This window comes from Acidovorax sp. GW101-3H11, assembly GCF_001633105.1.
GTDB lineage: Bacteria > Pseudomonadota > Gammaproteobacteria > Burkholderiales > Burkholderiaceae_C > Acidovorax.
In genome coordinates, this window is the sequence record NZ_LUKZ01000001.1 from 33,513 (window position 1) to 53,544 (window position 20,032).

19 protein-coding genes are annotated in these 20,032 nt (G+C 67.4%); 16 read left to right on the top strand and 3 right to left on the bottom strand.

Going from position 1 to position 20,032, the window contains the following annotated elements; translation table 11 throughout:
- Positions 1-106: 106 nt before the first annotated feature.
- Positions 107-2,197 carry a methionine--tRNA ligase gene (metG, locus tag A1D30_RS00140; protein ID WP_063458805.1) on the top strand — a complete coding sequence of 697 codons (2,091 nt, stop codon included), beginning with the start codon at positions 107-109 and terminating at the stop codon, positions 2,195-2,197.
- 621 nt (positions 2,198-2,818) lie between these two features.
- On the opposite strand, the gene A1D30_RS00145 is transcribed toward metG, so the two are convergent.
- Positions 2,819-3,466 (bottom strand): YitT family protein, encoded by a 648-nt coding sequence (locus tag A1D30_RS00145; RefSeq protein WP_063459145.1) that lies wholly within the window; start codon positions 3,464-3,466, stop codon positions 2,819-2,821.
- Positions 3,467-3,796: 330 nt separating this feature from the next.
- On the opposite strand from A1D30_RS00145, the gene A1D30_RS00150 reads away from it, so the two are divergent.
- Complete coding sequence (locus tag A1D30_RS00150; RefSeq protein ID WP_063459146.1) at positions 3,797-5,458, top strand: SulP family inorganic anion transporter; 1,662 nt, start codon at positions 3,797-3,799, stop codon at positions 5,456-5,458.
- 36 nt (positions 5,459-5,494) lie between these two features.
- Here the strand turns inward: A1D30_RS00150 and A1D30_RS00155 are convergent, their stop codons facing one another.
- Complete coding sequence (locus A1D30_RS00155) at positions 5,495-6,007, bottom strand: hypothetical protein (RefSeq protein WP_063458806.1); 513 nt, start codon at positions 6,005-6,007, stop codon at positions 5,495-5,497.
- A gap of 77 nt (positions 6,008-6,084) precedes the next feature.
- Here A1D30_RS00155 and A1D30_RS00160 point away from each other — a divergent pair, with 77 nt between their 5' ends.
- The 14 genes from A1D30_RS00160 to A1D30_RS00225 all read left to right on the top strand — a co-directional run bounded on the left by A1D30_RS00160 (position 6,085) and on the right by A1D30_RS00225 (position 18,152).
- Entirely contained in the window at positions 6,085-6,291 is a 207-nt protein-coding gene (locus A1D30_RS00160; protein ID WP_063458807.1) for a DUF3460 family protein, read from the top strand.
- 64 nt (positions 6,292-6,355) lie between these two features.
- Positions 6,356-7,219 (top strand): ScpA family protein, encoded by an 864-nt coding sequence (locus A1D30_RS00165; protein ID WP_063458808.1) that lies wholly within the window; start codon positions 6,356-6,358, stop codon positions 7,217-7,219.
- A gap of 66 nt (positions 7,220-7,285) precedes the next feature.
- Entirely contained in the window at positions 7,286-8,875 is a 1,590-nt protein-coding gene (nadB, locus tag A1D30_RS00170; protein WP_063458809.1) for an L-aspartate oxidase, read from the top strand.
- The gene (queE, locus tag A1D30_RS00175) at positions 8,872-9,507 is read left to right on the top strand and encodes a 7-carboxy-7-deazaguanine synthase (protein WP_063458810.1); all 636 of its coding nucleotides are present in this window, start codon (positions 8,872-8,874) and stop codon (positions 9,505-9,507) included. The genes nadB and queE overlap by 4 nt, the downstream gene beginning before the upstream one ends.
- Before the next feature lie 23 nt (positions 9,508-9,530).
- The gene (locus A1D30_RS00180; RefSeq protein ID WP_063458811.1) at positions 9,531-9,905 is read left to right on the top strand and encodes a 6-carboxytetrahydropterin synthase; all 375 of its coding nucleotides are present in this window, start codon (positions 9,531-9,533) and stop codon (positions 9,903-9,905) included.
- Between the two features lie 55 nt (positions 9,906-9,960).
- Complete coding sequence (gene panD / locus A1D30_RS00185) at positions 9,961-10,341, top strand: aspartate 1-decarboxylase (RefSeq protein WP_063458812.1); 381 nt, start codon at positions 9,961-9,963, stop codon at positions 10,339-10,341.
- A gap of 120 nt (positions 10,342-10,461) precedes the next feature.
- Positions 10,462-11,799: an adenosylmethionine--8-amino-7-oxononanoate transaminase gene (gene bioA, locus A1D30_RS00190; protein ID WP_063458813.1), complete on the top strand. Its 1,338-nt coding sequence runs from the start codon at positions 10,462-10,464 to the stop codon at positions 11,797-11,799.
- Entirely contained in the window at positions 11,799-12,470 is a 672-nt protein-coding gene (gene bioD, locus A1D30_RS00195; RefSeq protein ID WP_063458814.1) for a dethiobiotin synthase, read from the top strand. The genes bioA and bioD overlap by 1 nt, the downstream gene beginning before the upstream one ends.
- A complete protein-coding gene (bioF, locus tag A1D30_RS00200) occupies positions 12,467-13,738 on the top strand; it encodes an 8-amino-7-oxononanoate synthase (protein ID WP_063458815.1) in 1,272 nt (423 codons plus the stop codon). Before bioD ends, bioF begins: the two co-directional genes overlap by 4 nt.
- 185 nt (positions 13,739-13,923) lie before the next feature.
- Positions 13,924-14,529: a response regulator transcription factor gene (locus A1D30_RS00205; RefSeq protein ID WP_063458816.1), complete on the top strand. Its 606-nt coding sequence runs from the start codon at positions 13,924-13,926 to the stop codon at positions 14,527-14,529.
- Positions 14,526-16,313, top strand: coding sequence for a hybrid sensor histidine kinase/response regulator (locus tag A1D30_RS00210; protein ID WP_063458817.1), 1,788 nt, complete (start codon positions 14,526-14,528; stop codon positions 16,311-16,313). Before A1D30_RS00205 ends, A1D30_RS00210 begins: the two co-directional genes overlap by 4 nt.
- 149 nt (positions 16,314-16,462) lie before the next feature.
- A complete protein-coding gene (locus A1D30_RS00215) occupies positions 16,463-16,855 on the top strand; it encodes an MAPEG family protein (RefSeq protein ID WP_242421743.1) in 393 nt (130 codons plus the stop codon).
- Complete coding sequence (locus A1D30_RS00220; RefSeq protein WP_063458818.1) at positions 16,843-17,733, top strand: alpha/beta hydrolase; 891 nt, start codon at positions 16,843-16,845, stop codon at positions 17,731-17,733. The genes A1D30_RS00215 and A1D30_RS00220 overlap by 13 nt, the downstream gene beginning before the upstream one ends.
- A 59-nt stretch (positions 17,734-17,792) precedes the next feature.
- Positions 17,793-18,152: a 5-carboxymethyl-2-hydroxymuconate Delta-isomerase gene (locus A1D30_RS00225; protein WP_063458819.1), complete on the top strand. Its 360-nt coding sequence runs from the start codon at positions 17,793-17,795 to the stop codon at positions 18,150-18,152.
- Positions 18,153-18,213: 61 nt separating this feature from the next.
- On the opposite strand, the gene A1D30_RS00230 is transcribed toward A1D30_RS00225, so the two are convergent.
- Positions 18,214-20,016, bottom strand: coding sequence for a chorismate-binding protein (locus A1D30_RS00230; protein WP_109790870.1), 1,803 nt, complete (start codon positions 20,014-20,016; stop codon positions 18,214-18,216).
- Between the last annotated feature and the right edge of the window lie 16 nt (positions 20,017-20,032).

The following is a 20,032-nucleotide window of genomic DNA, read 5'->3' on the forward strand; positions in this document are numbered from 1 at the left end:
TGATTGGCACCTGCGCGACCTGGGCAGGTCAGCGCGGCACCCGCCATGGCCAGGGATACCGCCAACCGCCTAAAATCGCGGGTTCCGCCTGAGAAAGCCGCTTTTCATGACGTCATCCGCCCGCAAACTCTTCGTTACCACCGCCCTGCCGTATGCCAACGGCAACTTCCACATCGGCCACATCATGGAATACATCCAGGCCGACATCTGGGTGCGGTTCCAGCGCATGCAGGGCAACGCGGTGAACTTTGTAGGGGCAGACGACACCCACGGCGCGCCCATCATGATTGCCGCCGAAAAGGCGGGCAAGACGCCCCAGCAGTTCGTGGCCGACATTGCTGCGGGCCGCAAGCAGTACCTGGACGGGTTTCACATCAGCTTTGACAACTGGCACAGCACCGACGCGCCCGAAAACCACGACCTGGCCCGCCAGATCTACCGCGACCTGCGCGACCGCGCCGACGGCAGCCTGATCGAGGTGCGCACCATCGAGCAGTTCTTCGACCCCGAGAAGAACATGTTCCTGCCCGACCGCTACATCAAGGGCGAATGCCCCAAGTGCCACGCCAAGGACCAGTACGGCGACAACTGCGAGGTGTGTGGCTCGGTCTATGCGCCCACCGACCTCATCAACCCGTTCTCGGCCCTGTCGGGCGCCAAGCCCGAGCTGAAGCACTCCGAGCATTTCTTCTTCAAGCTGTCGGACCCGCGCTGCGTGGAGTTTCTGGAAAACTGGACGCAGGACGGCAAACTGCAGCCCGAGGTGGCCAACAAGATCAAGGAATGGTTCACCGTCCGCACCAACCCCGACGGCACGCAAAGCGAAGGCCTGGGCGACTGGGACATCAGCCGCGACGCGCCCTACTTCGGGATCGAGATCCCCGATGCGCCAGGCAAGTACTTCTATGTGTGGCTCGATGCCCCCGTGGGCTACCTCGCGTCGCTCAAGAACCTGCTCGAAAAGCGCGGCGAAAGCTACGACGCCTACATGGCCGACCCGGCGATGGAGCAGTACCACTTCATCGGCAAGGACATCGTCACCTTCCACACCCTGTTCTGGCCCGCCATGCTGCACTTCAGCGGCCGCAAGACGCCCAACAACGTCTTCGTGCACGGCTTTCTCACGGTGAACAACGGCGAGAAGATGAGCAAGAGCCGGGGCACGGGCCTGGACCCGCTCAAGTACCTGAGCCTGAACATGAACGCCGAGTGGCTGCGCTACTACCTGGCCGCCAAGCTGAGCGCGCGCAATGAAGACATCGACTTCAACGCCGAAGACTTCATGCTGCGGGTGAACAGCGATTTGATCGGCAAGTACGTCAACATCGCCAGCCGTGCAGCGGGCTTTTTGACCAAGCGCTTTGACGGCAAGCTGACCGACCAATTTGGCACCACGGGCACAACCCTGCTGGCCGAGGTACGCGGCGCCAGCGACGCGATTGCGCAGATGTACGAAACCCGCGAGTACAGCAAGGCCACGCGCGAGATCATGCTGCTGGCCGACAAGGTCAACGCCTATGTGGACCAGAACAAGCCCTGGGACCTGGCCAAGGACGCTGCCAACAACGAGGCCCTGCACCAGGTGTGCTCGGTGCTGGTCAACGCCTTTGCCACCCTCACCCGCTACCTGGCCCCGGTGCTGCCGGGCCTGGCCCAGGCGGTGCAAGGCTTTGTGGGTGTGAACATGCAGCAGTGGACCGTGGCGGGCGACGTGCAGGCCATCCAGCCCTACCAGCACCTGATGCAACGCGTGACGCCTGAGCAGCTTGAGGCACTTTTTGAGCCCCCTGCGCCCGCTGCACAAGCCTTGGTAGCTACAGAAACAGTAGCAGCACCCGGCGGCGAAGAACTCGCCCCCACCATCACCATCGACGACTTCACCAAGATCGACTTGCGCATTGCGCTGATCGTGAACTGTGAGCCGGTCGAAGGCTCCACCAAGCTGCTGCGCCTGACGCTGGACGTGGGCGAAGGCCGCACGCGCAACGTGTTCAGCGGCATTGCCAGCGCTTACAAGCCCGAAGACCTGGTTGGCAAGCACACCGTGATGGTGGCCAACCTGGCGCCGCGCAAGATGAAGTTTGGCGTGAGCGAAGGCATGGTGCTGGCTGCGAGCCATGGCGACGAGAAGGCCAACCCTGGCATCTATGTACTGAACCCCTGGCCGGGCGCCACGCCGGGCATGCGGGTGCGCTGAGGCACAGCCGCCTTATGTAGGCTTGCCTGAACACATCAGGTACGTTCCGCCAGTAGAAGATGAGGCAAACTGCAAATGCAACTCGCATACCGAAGCGCTGTGTTGGTGACCCAACCTGTGGTGCCTCGCAACAAATGATTCATGTTAGATTCGCGCGCTTCGGCTGACTGAACCGCGAATATGCATAAGTGCCCCCATTGCAAAGAACGAACTATCAGCACTTGGAAAAAACTCAACCCAGGCTGGAATCCTCGCTGCTCAAATTGCGGGAAAAAGTGGAGGCTGTCCTATTTTGCTGCCCTGCTGGTATGGGCGAGTACCTTCTGCGCTGTACCGGTAATGCTCTTCCTGGTGTTTTCGGGTTACGCGCGTCCGTCAATCGGCGCTTTAGTGATGAGTTTTCTGCTGATTGGTGCCGTGGATATGTGTGCGCTTTACGTCATACCAGTTGTGAAAAAATAGATGCGCAGCAGGCGAGAACGAATTCGCAAGTGTCGAAGCTTTTAAGCGCGTAGCGACGGACCTTAACCGTGTTGCGGAAAGTCCCCGACACATGGTCTACGCAGACAAAGCAGCTAGTCCGCACACACCCTCTCAGGCATGTTTTAGCCCACCCATCGGTCAATGCCCCACGTACCGCCCTGGCCGGTGGCTGATCCACAAAAACCCGCTCATCACCAGCACGGCCAGCACCGAATACGCCACGCGCTCGGGTGACACCACAAAAAGCGCCAGCAGCACCACGGTGCCGTCAATCACCATCTGCACCTTGCCCGCCCGCATGCCGTAGCGGGCCTGCAGGTACAGCGACACCACGGTGGCGCCGCCCAGGCTGGAGCGGTGGCGCGCCAGGAACAGGCAGCCCGTGCCCAGCAGCAGGCCGCCCAGCAAGGATGCGAACAGCGGGTTGAGGTAGTCCACATGCATCACATGCGGGAACAGCTCGGTGAGCAGTGACAAGAGCGCCACACACACAAAGGTCTTGAGGGTGAACTCGCGGCCCATGCGCGTCCAGGCGAACCAGTAGAACGGCAGGTTGACCACAAAGAACAGCTTGCCGAACGAAATGCCGGTGACGTAGTGCAGCAAAAACGCCACGCCCGCCGTGCCGCCCACCAGCAGCCCCGCCTGGTTGAACAGCATGAGCGCCATGGCCACAAACAGCGTGCCGGCAAACAGGGCCTGGGCGTCTTCAAAAGCGCCGTGGCGCAGGGTGGCCGCCTGGGCGGCGGCGTCCACGGCAGCGGCAGGAGTGGGTGTGTCGGGCATGGGCAATTCAACCATCGTCGGCGGGCACAGAGGGTCTGCGCACTGAGAAAAAGTGCATGGCAGCGGGTAGGCCAGGGGCAGCAAGCAACATGCCAAGCCCCACCAAGGCGGCACCGGCGTGGAGGCCCGTGCGCATGTCGTATCTCAAGAACTACAAGCCTTTTTGGACCCTTGCGCCTGATGGTATTGCCTTTGCAGCTATAAAATATATAGCACCAACTCATTTCAGAGGGCCCGCGAGGCGGCGGCGCGGCATGCAACGTGCTTGGCGCCCGGGGGTTGGCTCCCTACACTGAAACCCGCCACCCCGCCCCGAAAGCACCCGCCACCATGCCGCTGAGCTTCGCCTTCCACCCCCGCCTTATCGACGCACTGCGCGGCTACGACAAAAGCCGCTGGCTGGCCGATGTGGGGGCGGGGGTCACGGTGGGCATCGTGGCGCTGCCGCTGGCCATGGCATTTGCGATTGCCAGCGGGCTCAAGCCCGAGGCGGGGCTGTGGACGGCGATCATCGCGGGCTTTCTGATCTCGGCGCTGGGCGGCACCAATGTGCAGATTGGCGGACCGGCGGGCGCATTCATCGTGATCGTCTACGGCATCGTCGAACGCTACGGCGTGGCCAACCTGCTGATCTCCACCGCCTGCGCGGGCGTGCTGCTGGTGCTGCTGGGCCTGTTCCGGCTGGGCACGCTGGTGCGGTTTGTGCCGGTGAGCATCGTGATCGGGTTCACCAACGGCATTGCCGTGCTGATCGCGCTGTCGCAGGTGAAGGACTGGCTGGGGCTGTCCATCGAGCGCATGCCGGGCAATTTTTTCTCGCAGGTGGGCACGTTGGCGCAGCACCTGGGCAGCTTCAACCCCTATGCCTTCGGGCTGGGCGCGGCCTGCGTGGCGGGCCTGTTCCTCTGGCCCAAGCTCACGATGAAGGAGTCGCCCGTGATGCGGGTGCTGGAGCAGCACACGGTGCGCAGCTTTGCGCGTGTGCCCGCGCCCGTGGTGGCGCTGGTCACACTGAGCCTGCTGGCCTGGGCGCTCCAGCTGCCGGTGGAGACCATCGGCTCACGCTTTGGCGGCATTCCGCAGGCGCTGCCGGTGTTTGCGCTGCCCGATTTTTCGTGGGAGACGGTGCGCCTGCTGGTCACGCCCACGCTCACCATTGCGCTGCTGGGCGCCATCGAGTCGCTGCTGTGCGCGCGTGTGGCCGACCAATTGGCCACTGACCCGCACCACAAGAAACACGACCCCAACCAGGAGCTGGTGGCCCAGGGCCTGGCCAACATCGTGGTGCCGTTTTTTGGCGGCATGCCCGCCACGGGCACCATCGCGCGCACGGTGACCAACATCCGCTCGGGCGCCACCTCACCGGTGGCGGGCATGATGCATGCGCTCACGCTGGCCGTGATCGTGCTGGTGGCTGCGCCGCTGGCGCTGCACATTCCGCTGGCGGTGCTGGCGGGCATCCTGCTGTTTGTGGCCTGGAACATGGGCGAGTGGCACGAGTTTGTGCGGCTCAAACACTTCAGCAACCACTACCGGCTGCTGATGCTGGGCACGTTTTTCCTGACCGTGGTGTTCGACCTCACGGTGGCGGTGGAGGTGGGCCTGTTCATGGCCTGCGCGCTGTTTGTGCGGCGCATGAGCGCACTCTTCCGCGTGGAGCGGCAGCCCGACCCGGAAGCCGCCACAGCCCCGCGGCACCCGGCTGCCACCTGGCGCCTGCACGGCGCGCTGTTCTTTGGTGCCGCCGCCAAGCTGGACACCATCATCCAGGCCGTGGAGGCAGGCCCGCCCGGCCTCGACGTGGTGCTGGACGCGAGCGAACTGGTGGCGCTGGACACCACGGGGCTGGATGCGCTGGCCCAGGTGCTCAAGGCCGTGGCGGCGCGTGGCGGGCGTTTGCGGATTGAGCACCTGCACGAGCAGCCGCGCTCGCTGATTGAGCGCTCGGGCTTTGCAGCGCGGCTGGCGGCGCAGCACGATCTGCCCGTTTGAGTCGCCTTGATGGGGAAGATGGCAGGCTGAAACGCCCTACTTGCCGCCCTTGAACTCCGGCGCATCCAGGTCCGCACCGGTCTGCGTGCGCAGCACCACATGGTCGGGCCCGTGGACCACCGTGAACACCTTGGCCTGGTTGGGCGCCTCCAGGTAGCGCCAGTCCACCCAGGTCTCTTTCTTCAGCTCGTAGGGCGTGGTCTTGGCAGGCTTGCCCAGCAGGCGGCGCACCTCGTCCATGCGCATGCCGGGCGACACGCGCGCAAAGGTCTCGGGCGTGAGCACCTGGCGCAATGCCGTCATGCGGCCGTCGGCGCCAATGGTGATCATGTAGTTGACCTGGCCTGCGGGTTGGCGGTTGTATTCGAAGGTGCGTGCGCCGCCGGGCTCGTCCCACACGTTTTCGGGGGCGCCAAAGCGGTCGCGCACGTCGGCTTCGGTCGATACGCCCTCCTTCAGCTCGCTGATGCGCTGGGGGTCGCAGGCGGTGAGAGCGAGCAGCGAAAAGGTGGCGGCTGCCAGGGCAGCGGCGCGATATATCAAGCGCATAAATTCGTCCCGGTAAAATCTTGGACCTTTGGTGCGTCACTGTGCCTGATGCGTTCCAAGAAAGAGATTCACAGTCCATGTCCATTTTCCGCCGCCCCGACTACCAGTCCGACGCCACCCAGTTCATCAACCAGCTCAAGACCAGCCGCCCCGAGCTGGACCAGCAGCAGCAAGCCGGCCGTGCCCTGCTGTGGGACAAGCAGGTGGACCGCAAGGTCTGGGGCGAATACCGCGAAGGCCAGGTGGCCCAGAAGCCCTACGTCTACCAGACGAATGCGGATTAAGCACCAAATTGGCCTTCTGCGCGCGTCCATCAAGCGCTGATAGCTCATATTTTTATAGCAAACCATGACCACCGCGAGCGCAGCCGACACGGCCGATTCGCCGGACATGCCCGCCCTGGATGCGGCAGGCATGCCCGACGTGGTGGACCAGGTGGCGCTGGCGCGCCTGTATGGCGAGCCGCTGTTTGCGCTGCCCAACGACCTGTACATCCCGCCCGACGCGCTCGAAGTCTTCCTCGAAGCCTTTGAAGGCCCGCTGGACCTGCTGCTGTACCTGATCCGCAAGCAGAACTTCAACATCCTCGACATCCCCATGGTGGGGGTGACCAAGCAGTACCTGGCGTATGTGGACGAGATCCGCAGCCGCAACCTGGAACTGGCGGCCGAATATCTGCTGATGGCAGCGATGCTCATCGAGATCAAGTCGCGCATGCTGCTGCCGCCCAAGAAGCAGGCCGAAGGCGAAGAACCCGAAGACCCGCGCGCCGAGCTGGTGCGCCGCCTGCTTGAATACGAGCAGATGAAGATGGCCGCCGCCCGCCTGGGGCAGCTGCCGCAGTACGGTCGCGACTTCCTCAAAGCCCAGGTCTACATCGAACAAAGCCTGCAGCCGCGCTTCCCCGACGTGCATGTGGTGGAGTTGCAGGAGGCCTGGCGCGACATCCTGAAGCGCGCCAAGCTGGTACAGCACCACCGGATCACGCGCGAAGAGCTGAGCGTGCGCGAATACATGAGCATGGTGCTCAAGACGCTGCAGGGCCGCCGCTTTGTGGAGTTTGAAGAACTCTTTGAGCCCGAAAAAGGCAGCACCGTGCTGGTGGTGACCTTCATCGCCCTGCTGGAACTGGCCAAAGAGACACTGATCGAGATCACGCAGGCCGAGGCGTTTGCACCCATCTACGTGCGCTTGGCGTACACGCCGGCCTAGGGCCGCCCCCTGTTCACCGCCCTGGCCGGTGGCCGTGGCGCTACCCCCTTTCCTCACCCGCAAGCCATGGCATCCCACGACTTCGACGTTCTCATCGTAGGCAGCGGCCTCGCAGGCCTCTCGGCCGCGCTGCACCTGGCGCCCACCCACCGCGTGGCCGTGATCACCAAGCGCACGCTGCAGGATGGCTCCAGCGGCTGGGCCCAGGGCGGCATTGCCGCCGTGCTGGCCGACGACGACAGCTTTGCTGCGCACATCGAAGACACGCTGGTAGCAGGCGCGGGCTTGTGCGACCTGGCCACCACCCGCTTTGTGGTGGAGAACGCGCCCGCATCGATTGCCTGGCTGCGCGAGCTGGGTGTGCCCTTCACGCTCGAAGGCGACCAGCTGCACCTGACCCGCGAAGGCGGCCACAGCGCGCGCCGCATCGCCCATGTGACCGATGCCACCGGCGCAGCGGTGCAGCGCACGCTGATTGACGTGGTGCGCAGCACCCCCGGCATCACGCTGTTCGAGCAGCACACGCTGGTGGACCTGATCACCACGCGCAAGCTGGGCTTGCCCGGCCACCGGTGCCTGGGCCTGTACGCGCTGGACAGTGACACGGACGAGGTCGTCACCTTCCGCGCACCACAAACCATCCTGGCCACGGGCGGCGCAGGCAAGGTGTACCTGTACACCACCAACCCCGACACCGCCACCGGCGACGGCATTGCCGCCGCCTGGCGCGCGGGCTGCCGCGTGGCGAACATGGAGTTCATCCAGTTCCACCCCACCGGCCTGTACCACCCGCACGAAAAGTCCTTCCTCATCAGCGAGGCCGTGCGTGGCGAGGGTGGGCAACTCAAGCTGCCTCCCTCTGCCGGTGGCACACGCTTCATGCTCGACCACGACCCGCGCGCCGAGCTGGCCCCGCGCGATGTGGTGGCCCGCGCTATCGACTTCGAGATGAAGAAGCACGGGCTGGACTGTGTGCACCTCGACATCTCGCACCAGAGCCCCGCTTTTTTGCAGGAGCACTTCCCCAACATCCTCGCGCACTGCGCGTCGCTGGGCATCGACATCACCAAGGAGCCCATCCCCGTGGTGCCCACGGCCCACTTCACCTGCGGCGGCGTGCTGACCGACCTGGCAGGCCGCACTGACCTGCCCGGCCTGTTTGCCGTGGGCGAGGTGGCCTGCACCGGCCTGCATGGCGCCAACCGCCTGGCCAGCAATTCGCTGCTCGAATGCATGGTGTTTGCGCGCGCCGCCGCGCAGGCCATTGCGGCCGCGCCCACAGCCACGCTGCCTGCCGTGCCCGCCTGGGACGACAGCCGCGTGCAGGATGCCGACGAGTCCGTGGTCATCTCGCACAACTGGGACGAGCTGCGCCGCTTCATGTGGGACTACGTGGGCATCGTGCGCACCAACAAGCGCCTGGAACGTGCCGCCCACCGCATTGCGATGCTGCAGGGCGAGATCCACGAGTTCTACGCCCACTTCCACATCACACGCGACCTGCTGGAGCTGCGCAACCTGGTGCAGGTGGCCGACCTGATCGTGAAAAGCGCTCAGCTGCGCCGCGAAAGCCGGGGCCTGCATTTCAGCCGCGACTACCCCGAGGTGGCAGCGCCTGCCGCCCCCACCATCCTTGTTCCGCCGGTGCCCCGATGACCTACAGCGTCAAAGAAATTTTCTACACCCTGCAAGGCGAAGGCGGCCAGGCGGGCACACCCGCCGTGTTCTGCCGCTTTGCAGGCTGCAACCTCTGGACGGGCCGCGAGCAGGACCGCGCCCAGGCCGTCTGCCAGTTCTGCGACACCGACTTTGTGGGCACGGACGGCACGCTGGGCGGCAAGTTCGAGACCGCTGCGTTGCTGGCGGAAACCATCGCCGCGCAATGGCCCGCAGGTGCAGGCCACCGCCTGGTGGTGCTGACGGGTGGCGAGCCCCTGCTGCAGGTGGATGCCGCACTCATCGACGCCTTGCACGCGCAACAGTTCCGCATCGCCGTGGAAAGCAACGGCACCGTGACGGCGCCCGAGGGCATCGACTGGCTGTGCATCAGCCCCAAGGCGGGTGCACCGTGGGTGCAGCGCAGTGGGCAGGAGCTGAAACTGGTCTGGCCCCAGCCCGGCTTTGACCTGTTGGCGCTGGAGCAGGACACGCAGTTCACCCACCGCTTTCTGCAGCCCATGGACGGCCTGCTGCAGCGCCAGAACACTGCCGCCTGCATTGACGCCTGCCTGGCCCACCCCGCATGGCGCCTGAGCCTGCAAACCCACAAGCTCACCGGCATCCGGTGAGCCGTTTTCCTTCTGGTTCCCGTATGTTGTTCACCATCTCCCAGCGCTTCTTCTTTGACGCCGCCCACACCCTGCGCCGCGAGATCGAGGCCGAAGGCAGTCGCCGCGTGCACGGCCACACCTACCACGCCGAAGTCTTTTTGAGCGGCCCACGCGACCCTGCCACCGGCATGGTGCTGGACCTGGGCCTGCTGCGCCAGGGCCTGGCCGTGGTGCGCGAGCAACTGGACCACCACATGCTCGACGACGTGCCCGGCTTGGGCACGCCCACGCTCGAAAACCTGTGCCTGTTCATCGCCCAGGCCCTGCCCGCCGACCTGCGCACCAGCGTGAGCCGCGTGCGTGTGTGGCGCGAAGCGCTGGGTGACAGCTGCGTGCTGGACTTCACCACGCCCTGAAGCGCCCGCCCAGGGCAAGCCCCCCCATTTCACAGACTTCACCCCAGGAAGCCCGATGTTCCGCACCCTGCTCAAATCCAAGATCCACCGCGTGGCCGTGACCCAGTGCGAGCTGCACTACGAAGGCTCCTGCGCCATCGACGAAGACCTGCTCGATGCCGCCAACATTGCCGAGAACGAGCAGATCCACATCTGGAACATCAACAACGGCGAGCGTTTTGTCACCTATGCCATCAAGGGCCAGCGCGGCAGCGGCATGATCTCGGTGAACGGATCGGCCGCACGCCGCGCGTCCGCAGGCGATCTCATCATCATTGCGGCCTTTGCGCAGGTGCATGAAGACCAGGTGGGCACGCACCAGCCTCAGTTGGTCTTCGTTGACGAGCACAACCGCCAGACGGAGCTGCGCCACGCGGTGCCCACGCAGGTGCTGTGATTTCACTTTGTCTTCAAACCTCCCCCCACCCGTTCACGCTGAGCCTGTCGAAGCGCCGCGCAAGGCTTCGACAAGCTCAGCCCGAACGGTTTTGGATGGAATGACCAAACGCAAATCCGCATGAGCGCATCCGCACACCTTGCACCCGACGCCCTGGCAGCCCGCAGCCTGGCCAGCGTCTGGCACCCTTGCACGCAGATGAAGCGGCACGAGGCCCAGCCGCCCGTGGCCATTGCCCGCGCGCAAGGCCCCTGGCTGATCGACACCGACGGTAAGCGGTACCTGGACGGCATCAGCTCCTGGTGGGTCAACCTGTTTGGGCACAGCCACCCGCACATCCAGGCCGCGCTGGTGGACCAGCTGGGCAAGCTCGACCATGTGATGCTGGCGGGCTTTACCCATGCGCCCGTGGTGGAACTGTCCGAGCGCCTCGCCGCGCTCACCGGCCTGGGCCATGCGTTCTACGGCAGCGACGGCGCGGCCGCCACCGAGATTGCGCTGAAGATGAGCGCGCACTACTGGCGCAACACCGGCCGCCCCGCCAAGAGCCACTTCGTAGGCCTGGCCGGTGGCTACCACGGCGAAACCGTGGGCGCGCTGGCCGTGACCGACATCGCGATCTTCCGCGAGGCCTATGCGCCCCTGGTGCGCCTGGCCGACACCGTGCCCAGCCCCGATGCACGCAGCGCAGCCCCGGGCGAAGCCGCACAGGATGTGGCCCGGCGCGCCGCCGCCGCGCTGGAAGCCTGGCTGCAGGAGCACCACACCACCACCGCCGCCTTCATCGTCGAGCCCCTGGTGCAATGCGCAGCGGGCATGGCCATGCACGACCCCGAGTACCTGCGCCTGGCACGCGCCCTGTGCAACCGTTATGAGGTGCACCTGGTGGTCGATGAAATCGCCGTGGGCTTTGGCCGCACGGGCACGATGTTCGCGCACCAGCAGGCGGGCATCCGGCCGGACTTCATTTGCCTGTCCAAGGGCCTCACGGGCGGCACGCTGCCGCTGTCGGCCGTGCTGACCACGGACGCGGTGTATGCCGCGTTCTACGACGACGACGTGGCGCGGGGTTTTCTGCATTCGCACTCGTACACCGGCAACCCCCTGGCCTGCCGCGCGGCGCTGGCTACGCTGGAGCTGTTCGACCAGTTGGATGCGCTGAACGCCAACAGGGCGCTGGCCCAGCACATCGACACGGCCTGCGCGCCCCTCACGCAGCACCCGCGTGTGCGGCATGCGCGCCGCCTCGGAATGATCTGGGCCTGGGATGTGGACACCACGCTGCCCGACTTTTCCCGCCGCTACCACCAGCACGCCATGGCGCGGGGCCTGGTGCTGCGGCCGATTGGGAAGACGCTGTACGCCATGCCGCCCTATGTGCTCGACAACGAGGCCGTGCAGTGCCTTGCTGGCGGCGCGCTCGATGCGCTGAACGCCACCCTGCAGGAGGAGATTTGATGATGGGATGTTTTGTGACCGGCACCGACACCGGTGTCGGCAAGACGCTGGTGTCCGCCGGGCTGCTGCATGCGCTGGCACGCCACCACCGCCGTGTGGTGGGCATGAAGCCTGTGGCGGCGGGCCTGGTGCCCTGGGGCGAGGACTGGGCCAGCGAGGACGCGATTGCGCTGCGCTCGGCCTCCACCCTGGCCGTGCCGCCCGCGCTGGACAACCCCGTGCTGCTGCCCGACCCACTGTCGCCCCACATCGCGGCCGCGCGGGCGGGTGTAGAGATCGACATCGCCGCCATCGTCACCAGCTACCAGGCGCTGGCGGCCCAGGCCGACGCCGTGGTGGTGGAGGGCGCGGGCGGCTTCCTGGTGCCGCTCACCGACACACTGACCGGAGCCGACCTCGCCCAGGCCCTGGCCCTGCCCGTGGTGCTGGTGGTGGGCCTGCGCCTTGGGTGCCTGAACCACGCCTTGCTCACGGCCGAGGCGATCCGTGCGCGCGGCCTCACGCTGGCGGGCTGGGTGGCCAACCGCATCGACCCGGAGATGGGCGCCGCCGACGAAAACATCGCCTACCTGCGCGCGCGCCTCAACGCGCCGCTGTTGGCCGAGGTGCCCTACCAGGACCTGCCCGAGCCCGGCAGCCTGGTTTTTGATTTGCCGAAGGACTGGCAATGACAACATCCACCGCACCCCAGACCTCCTGGTTGGACGAAATCCCCGCGCGCCTGGCCGACATCGAACGCGCCCACCTGCTGCGCCGCCGCCGCGTGGTCGAGCCCGCCGGTGGCGCCCGCCTGCGGGTGGACGGCCAGCCCATGCTCGCGTTCTGCAGCAACGACTACCTGGGCCTGGCCCACCACCCCGCGCTGGCCGAGGCGGCGCGCGAAGCCACCCACCACTTTGGCGTGGGCTCGGGCGGCTCGCCCCTGGTCAGTGGCCACAGCGCCGCCAACGATGCGCTGGAGCACGAGCTGGCCGCGTTTGTGCAGCTGCCCCGCGCGCTGTACTTCTATGCGGGCTATGCCACCAACACCGGCATCATCCCCGCGCTGGTGGGCGACGGCGATGTGCTGTTCTCGGATGCGCTCAACCACGCCTGCCTGATCGATGGCGCCCGACTGTCGCGCGCCACCATCCACCGCTATCCGCATGCCGACCTGGCCGCGCTGGAAGCGCAGCTGGCCGCCAGCCCCGCGCGGCGCAAGCTGGTGATCAGCGACGCGGTGTTCAGCATGGATGGCGACCTGATCGACATCCCCGCCCTGCTGGCGCTGTGCGAACGCTACGACGCGCTGCTGCTGCTGGACGACGCCCATGGCTTTGGCGTGCTGGGGCCGCAAGGGCGCGGCAGCCTGGCAAAGGCAGGACTGACGGGGGCCAACGCCTCGCGCCGTGTGCTCTACATGGCCACGCTGGGCAAGGCGGCCGGGGTGGCCGGTGCGTTTGTGGCGGGTGATGCTGCGCTCATCGAATGGCTGCTGCAAAAGACCCGCACCTACATCTTTGCCACGGCCGCCCCACCGCTGCTGGCCAGCGCGCTGCGCCAGAGCCTGCGGCTCATGGAGGCTGCGGATGACCGGCGCGCACATCTGGACGGACTCATCGCGCAGCTGCGCCGTGGCCTGGCCACGCTGCCCCCGGAGCTGGGCTGGCACCTGCTGCCCTCGCACACGGCGGTGCAGGCGCTCGTCATTGGCAGCAACGAAGCGGCCCTGGCTGCGATGGAAAGCCTGCGCCAGCGGGGCCTGTGGGTGCCCGCCATCCGCCCACCCACGGTGCCCGTGGGCACAGCCCGGCTGCGCATTGCGCTGTCTGCCGCGCACACGGCGGCGGATGTGGAGGAATTGCTGGCCGCGCTGGTGGCCCATGCCGCCGACTGCGTGGCGGCTCTTCAACAAGAAACTGCGGGCACCAGCGTGGCGCCTGCGGCAGTTCTCGCTTGAATCGCGTCTGAAGGCCCAGCTGCCCCCTGAAAACCAAGGGGATCGGCTGGCCGCAACCAAGTGCTTTCCCTCAGGATGCAGCCCTGCGCGTTGTGGTGCCCGCCTTGTGTGCCGGTTTGGCCGTTTCAAACAAGCCATGGGGCTCTCAGCCGCAGCCGTCCCCGGCGTACACCACAATCCCCTGCATGAAACTCTTGCTGGTGGACGACCACCCCCTGTTCTGTGTGGGCTTTGCGCATGCGCTCGCCCAGGCCCTGCCGACGGCGCAGGTGCTGACCGCACCCACGCTGGACGCGGGGCTGCAGGTGGCGCAGGCCGAACAGGACCTGGACCTGGTGCTGCTGGACCAGCGCCTGGGCGCCCACACGGGCCTGGAGGGCCTGCGGCTTTTTGCCGCGCAGTTCCCACTGATCGCTCGCGTACTGATTTCGGGCGACGAAGACCCTGCCCTGGCGGCAGCGGCCCGTGGCGCCGGGGCGAGCGGCTTTCTTGGCAAATCACAGCCCGTGCCGGCACTGGCGGCTGCGCTGCAGCACATTGCCGAGGGGGGCGTGGTGTTTGATATCCCGGCCCCTGCGCCAGCCAGCGCCGCCCCCACGCCCACCGCGCGGCAGCGCGAGGTGTTGCAGCTGGTGGCCCAGGGGCAGCCCAACAAGCGCATCGCGCAGGAACTGGGCATTGCCGAACGCACCGTCAAGCTCCATGTCACTGCGTTGCTGGACACCTTGCAGGCGCGCAACCGCACCCATTTGCTGGTGGTGGCCCGCGCGCAAGGGCTGCTGCAGCGATGACACAGCCCGCACCCGCTGCAGCGGCCGTGGACGCCGAGGCCCTGGACGCGCTGTACCGGGGTGCGCCCATGGCCGCCCTGGTCGGGGTGGTGGAGGCTTTTTTCCTCAGCGTGCTGTTCTGGCGCGATGTGCCCGCAGCCTCCATCGCCGGGTGGCTGCTCGCGTTCGCAGCCGTGCGCGGCCTGCGCATCGGCCTGGGCCTGGCGTACCGCCGTGCGGGGGCGCTGCAGCCAGGCGGCCATGCCTTCTGGGCCCGCTGGGTAGTGGCCAGCGCAATGGCCCAGGCGCTGGCCTGGGGGGCAGGCAGCTGGGTGCTGCTGGCCCCCCACAACGTGGTGGCCGAGATGGCCTTGCACATTGGCCTGGCCGCTGTGGTGCTGGGCAGTGTCGCCCACCTGGCCCACCACTTGCCCGCGCTGGCTGCCTATGCCGCCGGGGTGTTCGGCCCGCTGGCCCTGCGCGATGTGCTGGTGGGCCAGCCCCTGCACTATGCGCTGGCGCTGGCCTCGGTGCTGATGGCCTGGTATGTGTGGCGCAGTGGCCGGGCGCAAGCGCATGCCCTTGCGCAGGCCAGCGCACAGCGCCAGGAGAAGCTGGCCCTGATCGACGCCTTGCAGCGCGAAAACGAAGCCACCCGGCAGGCACGCGCCGATGCCGAGGCCGCCCATGCCTCCAAGGCCCGCTTTCTGGCCACCATCGGCCACGACCTGCGCCAACCCCTCAATGCGCTGGGGCTGCTCTCTCACACGCTGCGCCAGGCCCCCACGGCCGCTGCGCCCGAGAGGGTGCAGGCGCTGTCCGGCGCCATCGCCGAATGTGTGGGCAGCATGGGCGCGCTGGTGGAAGGCCTGCTCGAACTCTCGCGGCTGGATGCACGCACCCTCACGCCCCGGCCCACGGCCTTTGCGCTGCAGGGCCTGTTCGATGAAATGACCGGCAACTTTGCCGCCATGGCGCAAGAGCGGGGGCTGGACTTGCAGGTGGCCACCACCCCCGCCACCGTGTGGGGCGACCGCGCCCTGCTGGCGCGCGTGTTGTCCAACCTGGTGTCCAACGCCATCCGCTACACGCCCACAGGGTTTGTGCGCGTTGACGCTGTGCAGGAGGGAAGCGCCATCACCGTGGGCGTGCACGACTCGGGTGTGGGCATGGAGGCAGCCGAGTTGCCGCGCATTTTTGACGAGTACTACCAGATCGACAACCCACAGCGCAACCGCACTCAGGGGCTGGGCCTGGGGCTGGCCACCGCCAAGCGGCTGAGCGACCTGCTGGGGCTGGATCTCTCGGTGCACTCCATCCCCGGTCAGGGCAGCAGCTTCAGCCTGCGCCTTCCGGTGGCGGAGCCCACCCCGGCAGCCCCGTTGCAGGCACCGCCTGCCGAAGCCACCCCCACGCCCCTCGCGGGGCGGCGGATTCTGGTGCTGGAAGACGATGCCGATTCGCGCCAGGCGCTCTGCGGGCTGCTGGCGTCCTGGGGCTGCGCCGTGGTCGAGGCCAGCGATCTGGCCGCCGCCCTGGCGCTGCTGCCCGGCGCAGGCACCGCTGCAGCCCCTATCGATGCCCTGGTGGTGGATTTGCGCCTGCCCGGTGCAGACGACGGCATGGCGGCCATTGCACGCCTGCGCGAAGCCCTGGGCAGCCCCGTGCCAGCCCTGCTGGTCACGGCCGATGCCCACCAGGCCGAGGTGCAGCAGCGGGCCACAGCGGCGGGCCTGCCGCTGCTGTCCAAACCCATTGCGCCGATGAAGCTCCGAGCCTTTCTGCAAAGCCACCTGCCGGGCTGACCAGCCCACGGCGGGCGGCGTGCGCCACCCAGGTCCCCCCGTGCACAGCACTGTGGCGGGTGCACACACCTGCCCTTTGGTGCTATTGGCGCTGGTGCCGGGGCTTTCTAAGCTGGGGGCTTCTCTACCGACACCCGCCCCATTCACCCATGTCCACCCTTACCCTGGCAGCCACCACCCTGGTCACGCTGGCGCTGCTGCTGACAGCCCTGTCCCTTCACGTGTCGCGCCTGCGCCTGCGCTACCGGCAGACCTGGGGCGACGGAGGCCACAAGGATCTGGCGACAGCCATCCGCACGCATGGCAACACGCTGGAACAGTCGATGCTGTTTGGCCTGCTCCTGCTGGCCCATGCGCAGCTCCCCAGTGCAACGCTCGCGGCGCTGGCGGTGGCCTGCGCCGCGTTCGTGCTGGCGCGGCTGCTCTATTGCGTGGGCGCCTTTACCCGGCGGCTGGCGTGGCGGCAGGCCGCACACGCCATCACGCTGCTCGCCCAGCTCACGGCCACGGCGCTGCTGGCACACACCACATGGACCGCCTGACACCCGCGCTGCAGCACTGGCAGGCCCAGGGCGGCATGGTCGCGCTGGGCGGCCACCGCCTGTTCGTGGCGCAAGCGGGCCAACACGGCAGCGTGTTGCTGTTCATCCATGGCTATCCCACCAGTTCGTACGACTGGCATCCGCTGTGGGCACCGCTGGCCATGCGCTACCGCCTCATCGCGCCAGACTTGCTGGGCATGGGCTTTTCCGACAAGCCTGCAGACCACGCCTACGGCATCGAAAACCATGCAGACCTGCTGGAGGCGCTGCTGGACCGGCTGGGTGTGCAACAGGTGCACATCGTCGCCCACGACCTGGGGGTGAGCGTGGCCCAGGAGATGCTGGCGCGGCGGCAGGCCCACCCATTGGCGCCGCGCATCCTGTCGCTCACCCTGCTCAACGGCGGCGTCTGCCCCGAGGCGTACCAGCCGCGCATGCTGCAGCACCTGCTGTCGTCACCTTTGGGCCGCTGGATCGCGCCACGCATTCCGAAGCAAGCGTTCGAGCGCACCATCACGCGCCTTTTTGGCCCCCACACCCTTCCCTCCCCCGCGCTGCTGCAGGACTTATGGGCGCTGGTCAACCACCACAACGGCCGCGCCATCAGCCACAAGACCGGGCGCTTCTACATCGACCGCATGGCCCTGCGCGACCGCCTGGTGGGGCCGCTGCTGCAGCGCGTGGTGCCGGTGCGGCTGATCAACGGCGCGGCCGACCCGAACTCGGGTGCCCACATGGCGGCACGCTACTGCGCGCTGGTGCCCGATGCCGACGTGGTGTCGTTGCCCGGCATCGGCCACTGGCCGCAGATCGAGGCGCCTGGCCAGGTGCTGGAGGCGCTGGAAGCGTTTTTGCAAAAACACGACCAAGCCGGGTGACCCCAAATGCGTGGGGCGTGGGCCTTTAAACTGGCGCACTGCCCCAGACCGGAACCACCATGCCCCACCTGACCATCGAATACTCCGCCAACCTGCCCCACTACCCCGAGGCCGAAACCCTGACCGCCCTCAACGCCACGCTGTGCGCCCACCCCCAGGTGCAGGACGAGGCAGACCTGAAGACGCGCTTCATCGTGGCCGACAGCTTCGAGATTGGCACCGCCCCGGCCAACCGCGCCTTTGTGCATGCGCAGCTGCGCCTGCTGGCAGGCCGCACGCCCGAGGCCAAGACCGAGCTGGCGGGCCGCATTGCCGCCGTGCTGCGCGAACGCACGCCCCGGCCGCAGGGCGTGATGGTGCAGCTGAGCGTGGAAATCGTGGACATGGACCGGCCGAGCTATGTGAAGGAACGGCTCTGAAAATTGGATAGCTGCCAGCGCTTGATCCACGGGCGCTGGGGGCCGATTTCCTTCAAATTTTCTATCCCTCCAGCGTGGCCGCCAGCCAGCCGCGCAGGCTGTTGATGAAGGCCCAGCCCTGCACCCGGGGCACGTCGGCCACGCGCAGCACCGCCTCCACCACCCGGCCCTCGCGCAGCGCCACGGCGCGGCCCACGCCGGGCAGCAGGCCGCAGGACAGGGGCGGCGTCACCCACCGCCCGTCGATGAGCGCGGCAATGTTGCCGAAGGTGCTCTCGGTGATCTCACCCGCCTCGTTCCACAGCAGCGTGTCGAACACGCCGGGCGTGGTGGGCGCAAACGCCGCGTAGTGCGCGCGGCGCGTGGTCTTGTAGCGCACAAACTCGCTGTGGGCCTGTGCCAAGGGGCGCGTCGCCAGTTGCAGGCGCACGGGCTCGGCCGTGGGCAGCAGGGCCAAGGCTTCGGCCCGGGGTGTGCCCGTGGCGCCCAGCAGCAGGCGCACGCGCCAGGCGCCGTCGGCATGGTCTGCCGCCAGCGCCTGCAGGCATTGCGACACGGCTGCTGCATCCCAGGGCACGCCGAAATGGGCGGCGGCTGATTGCAGGCGCGCCAGGTGCTCATCCCGGTGCCGGAAAACGCCCGCCTGCAACGCCAGGGTTTCGAGCAGGTCAAAGGGCTGGCTCGCGCGCTCGACAAACGCGCGCTTGTGCTGCCACTCGCTCCACTCGGCATCGGCCAACGCGCCCGAGGTGATGCCGCTGCCGATGCCACAGGTGGCGTGAACGGTGCCGCCTTCGGGGCGCAACACCACGGTGCGGATCGGCACGTTGAAGGTCGCGGCCACCGCATGCTGGCCTTGCGCATCGGGCGGCCCGGCCGGGCGCACCACGCCCACGGCGCCGCAGTACACGCCGCGCGGCGCGCCTTCCAGCGCATGGATCATCTGCATGGCGCGCACCTTCGGCGCGCCGGTGACCGAGCCGCAGGGGAACAGCGCGGCAAACACATCGGTCAGCGTGGTGCCGGGCCGCGTGCGTGCGGTCACGTCTGAAGTCATCTGCCACACGGTGGGCAGAGCCTGCGTGGCAAACAGCACGGGCACGCGCACGCTGTGGGGCTGCGCAATGCGCGAAACGTCGTTGCGCAGCAGGTCCACGATCATCACGTTTTCGGCACGCTCCTTGGGCGCCGTGCGCAGGTGTACGGCCTGCTGCGCGTCCTCTTCGGGCGTGGCCCCGCGCGGGGCAGTGCCTTTCATGGGGCGGGCCAGGATGTGGCCGCCGCCTGGCGCATCGCGCCAGTCAAAAAACAGCTCGGGCGAGACCGACAGCACCTGCTCGCCCCCGGTGTCGATGTGCGCCGCATACCCACCCGGCTGGGCGCGCAGCAGCGCGGCAAACAGGGCCGGGGCCGCGCCCTGCAGCGTGCCGTGCAGGGGGGCGGTGTGGTTGACCTGGTACAACTCGCCCGCCGCAATCGCCTGCTGGATCTGCGCCAGCGCGGCATCGAAGGGGGCGCGGTCGGGGCTGTCGGTCCACGTCACCTGCGCGGGCGGTTCTGCACCTTGGCCGTCATCGCACGCGGGCCAGGGCAGCGGCGCGTCGTACACCGCAAACCAGGCCAGCGGGCCGTCGGCTGCGTGGGTCAGCAGCGCCGCATCGAAGGCTGCAGCCGCCTCGTAACGCACACAACCCACACACCAGCGGCCTTGCTGCGCGGCCGCGTGCACTGCGTCGAGCACGCCGCGCACCTCGTGCAGCGCATGGGCGGCCAGCACTTCGCGCGGCGTGCCGAAAACGTGGCGCAGGCGCGGGGCGCCAGGGTCCAGCGGCTGGGTGAAGTCAATGCGGGAAATCACAAACAAAAAGGCCCCTGGCGCC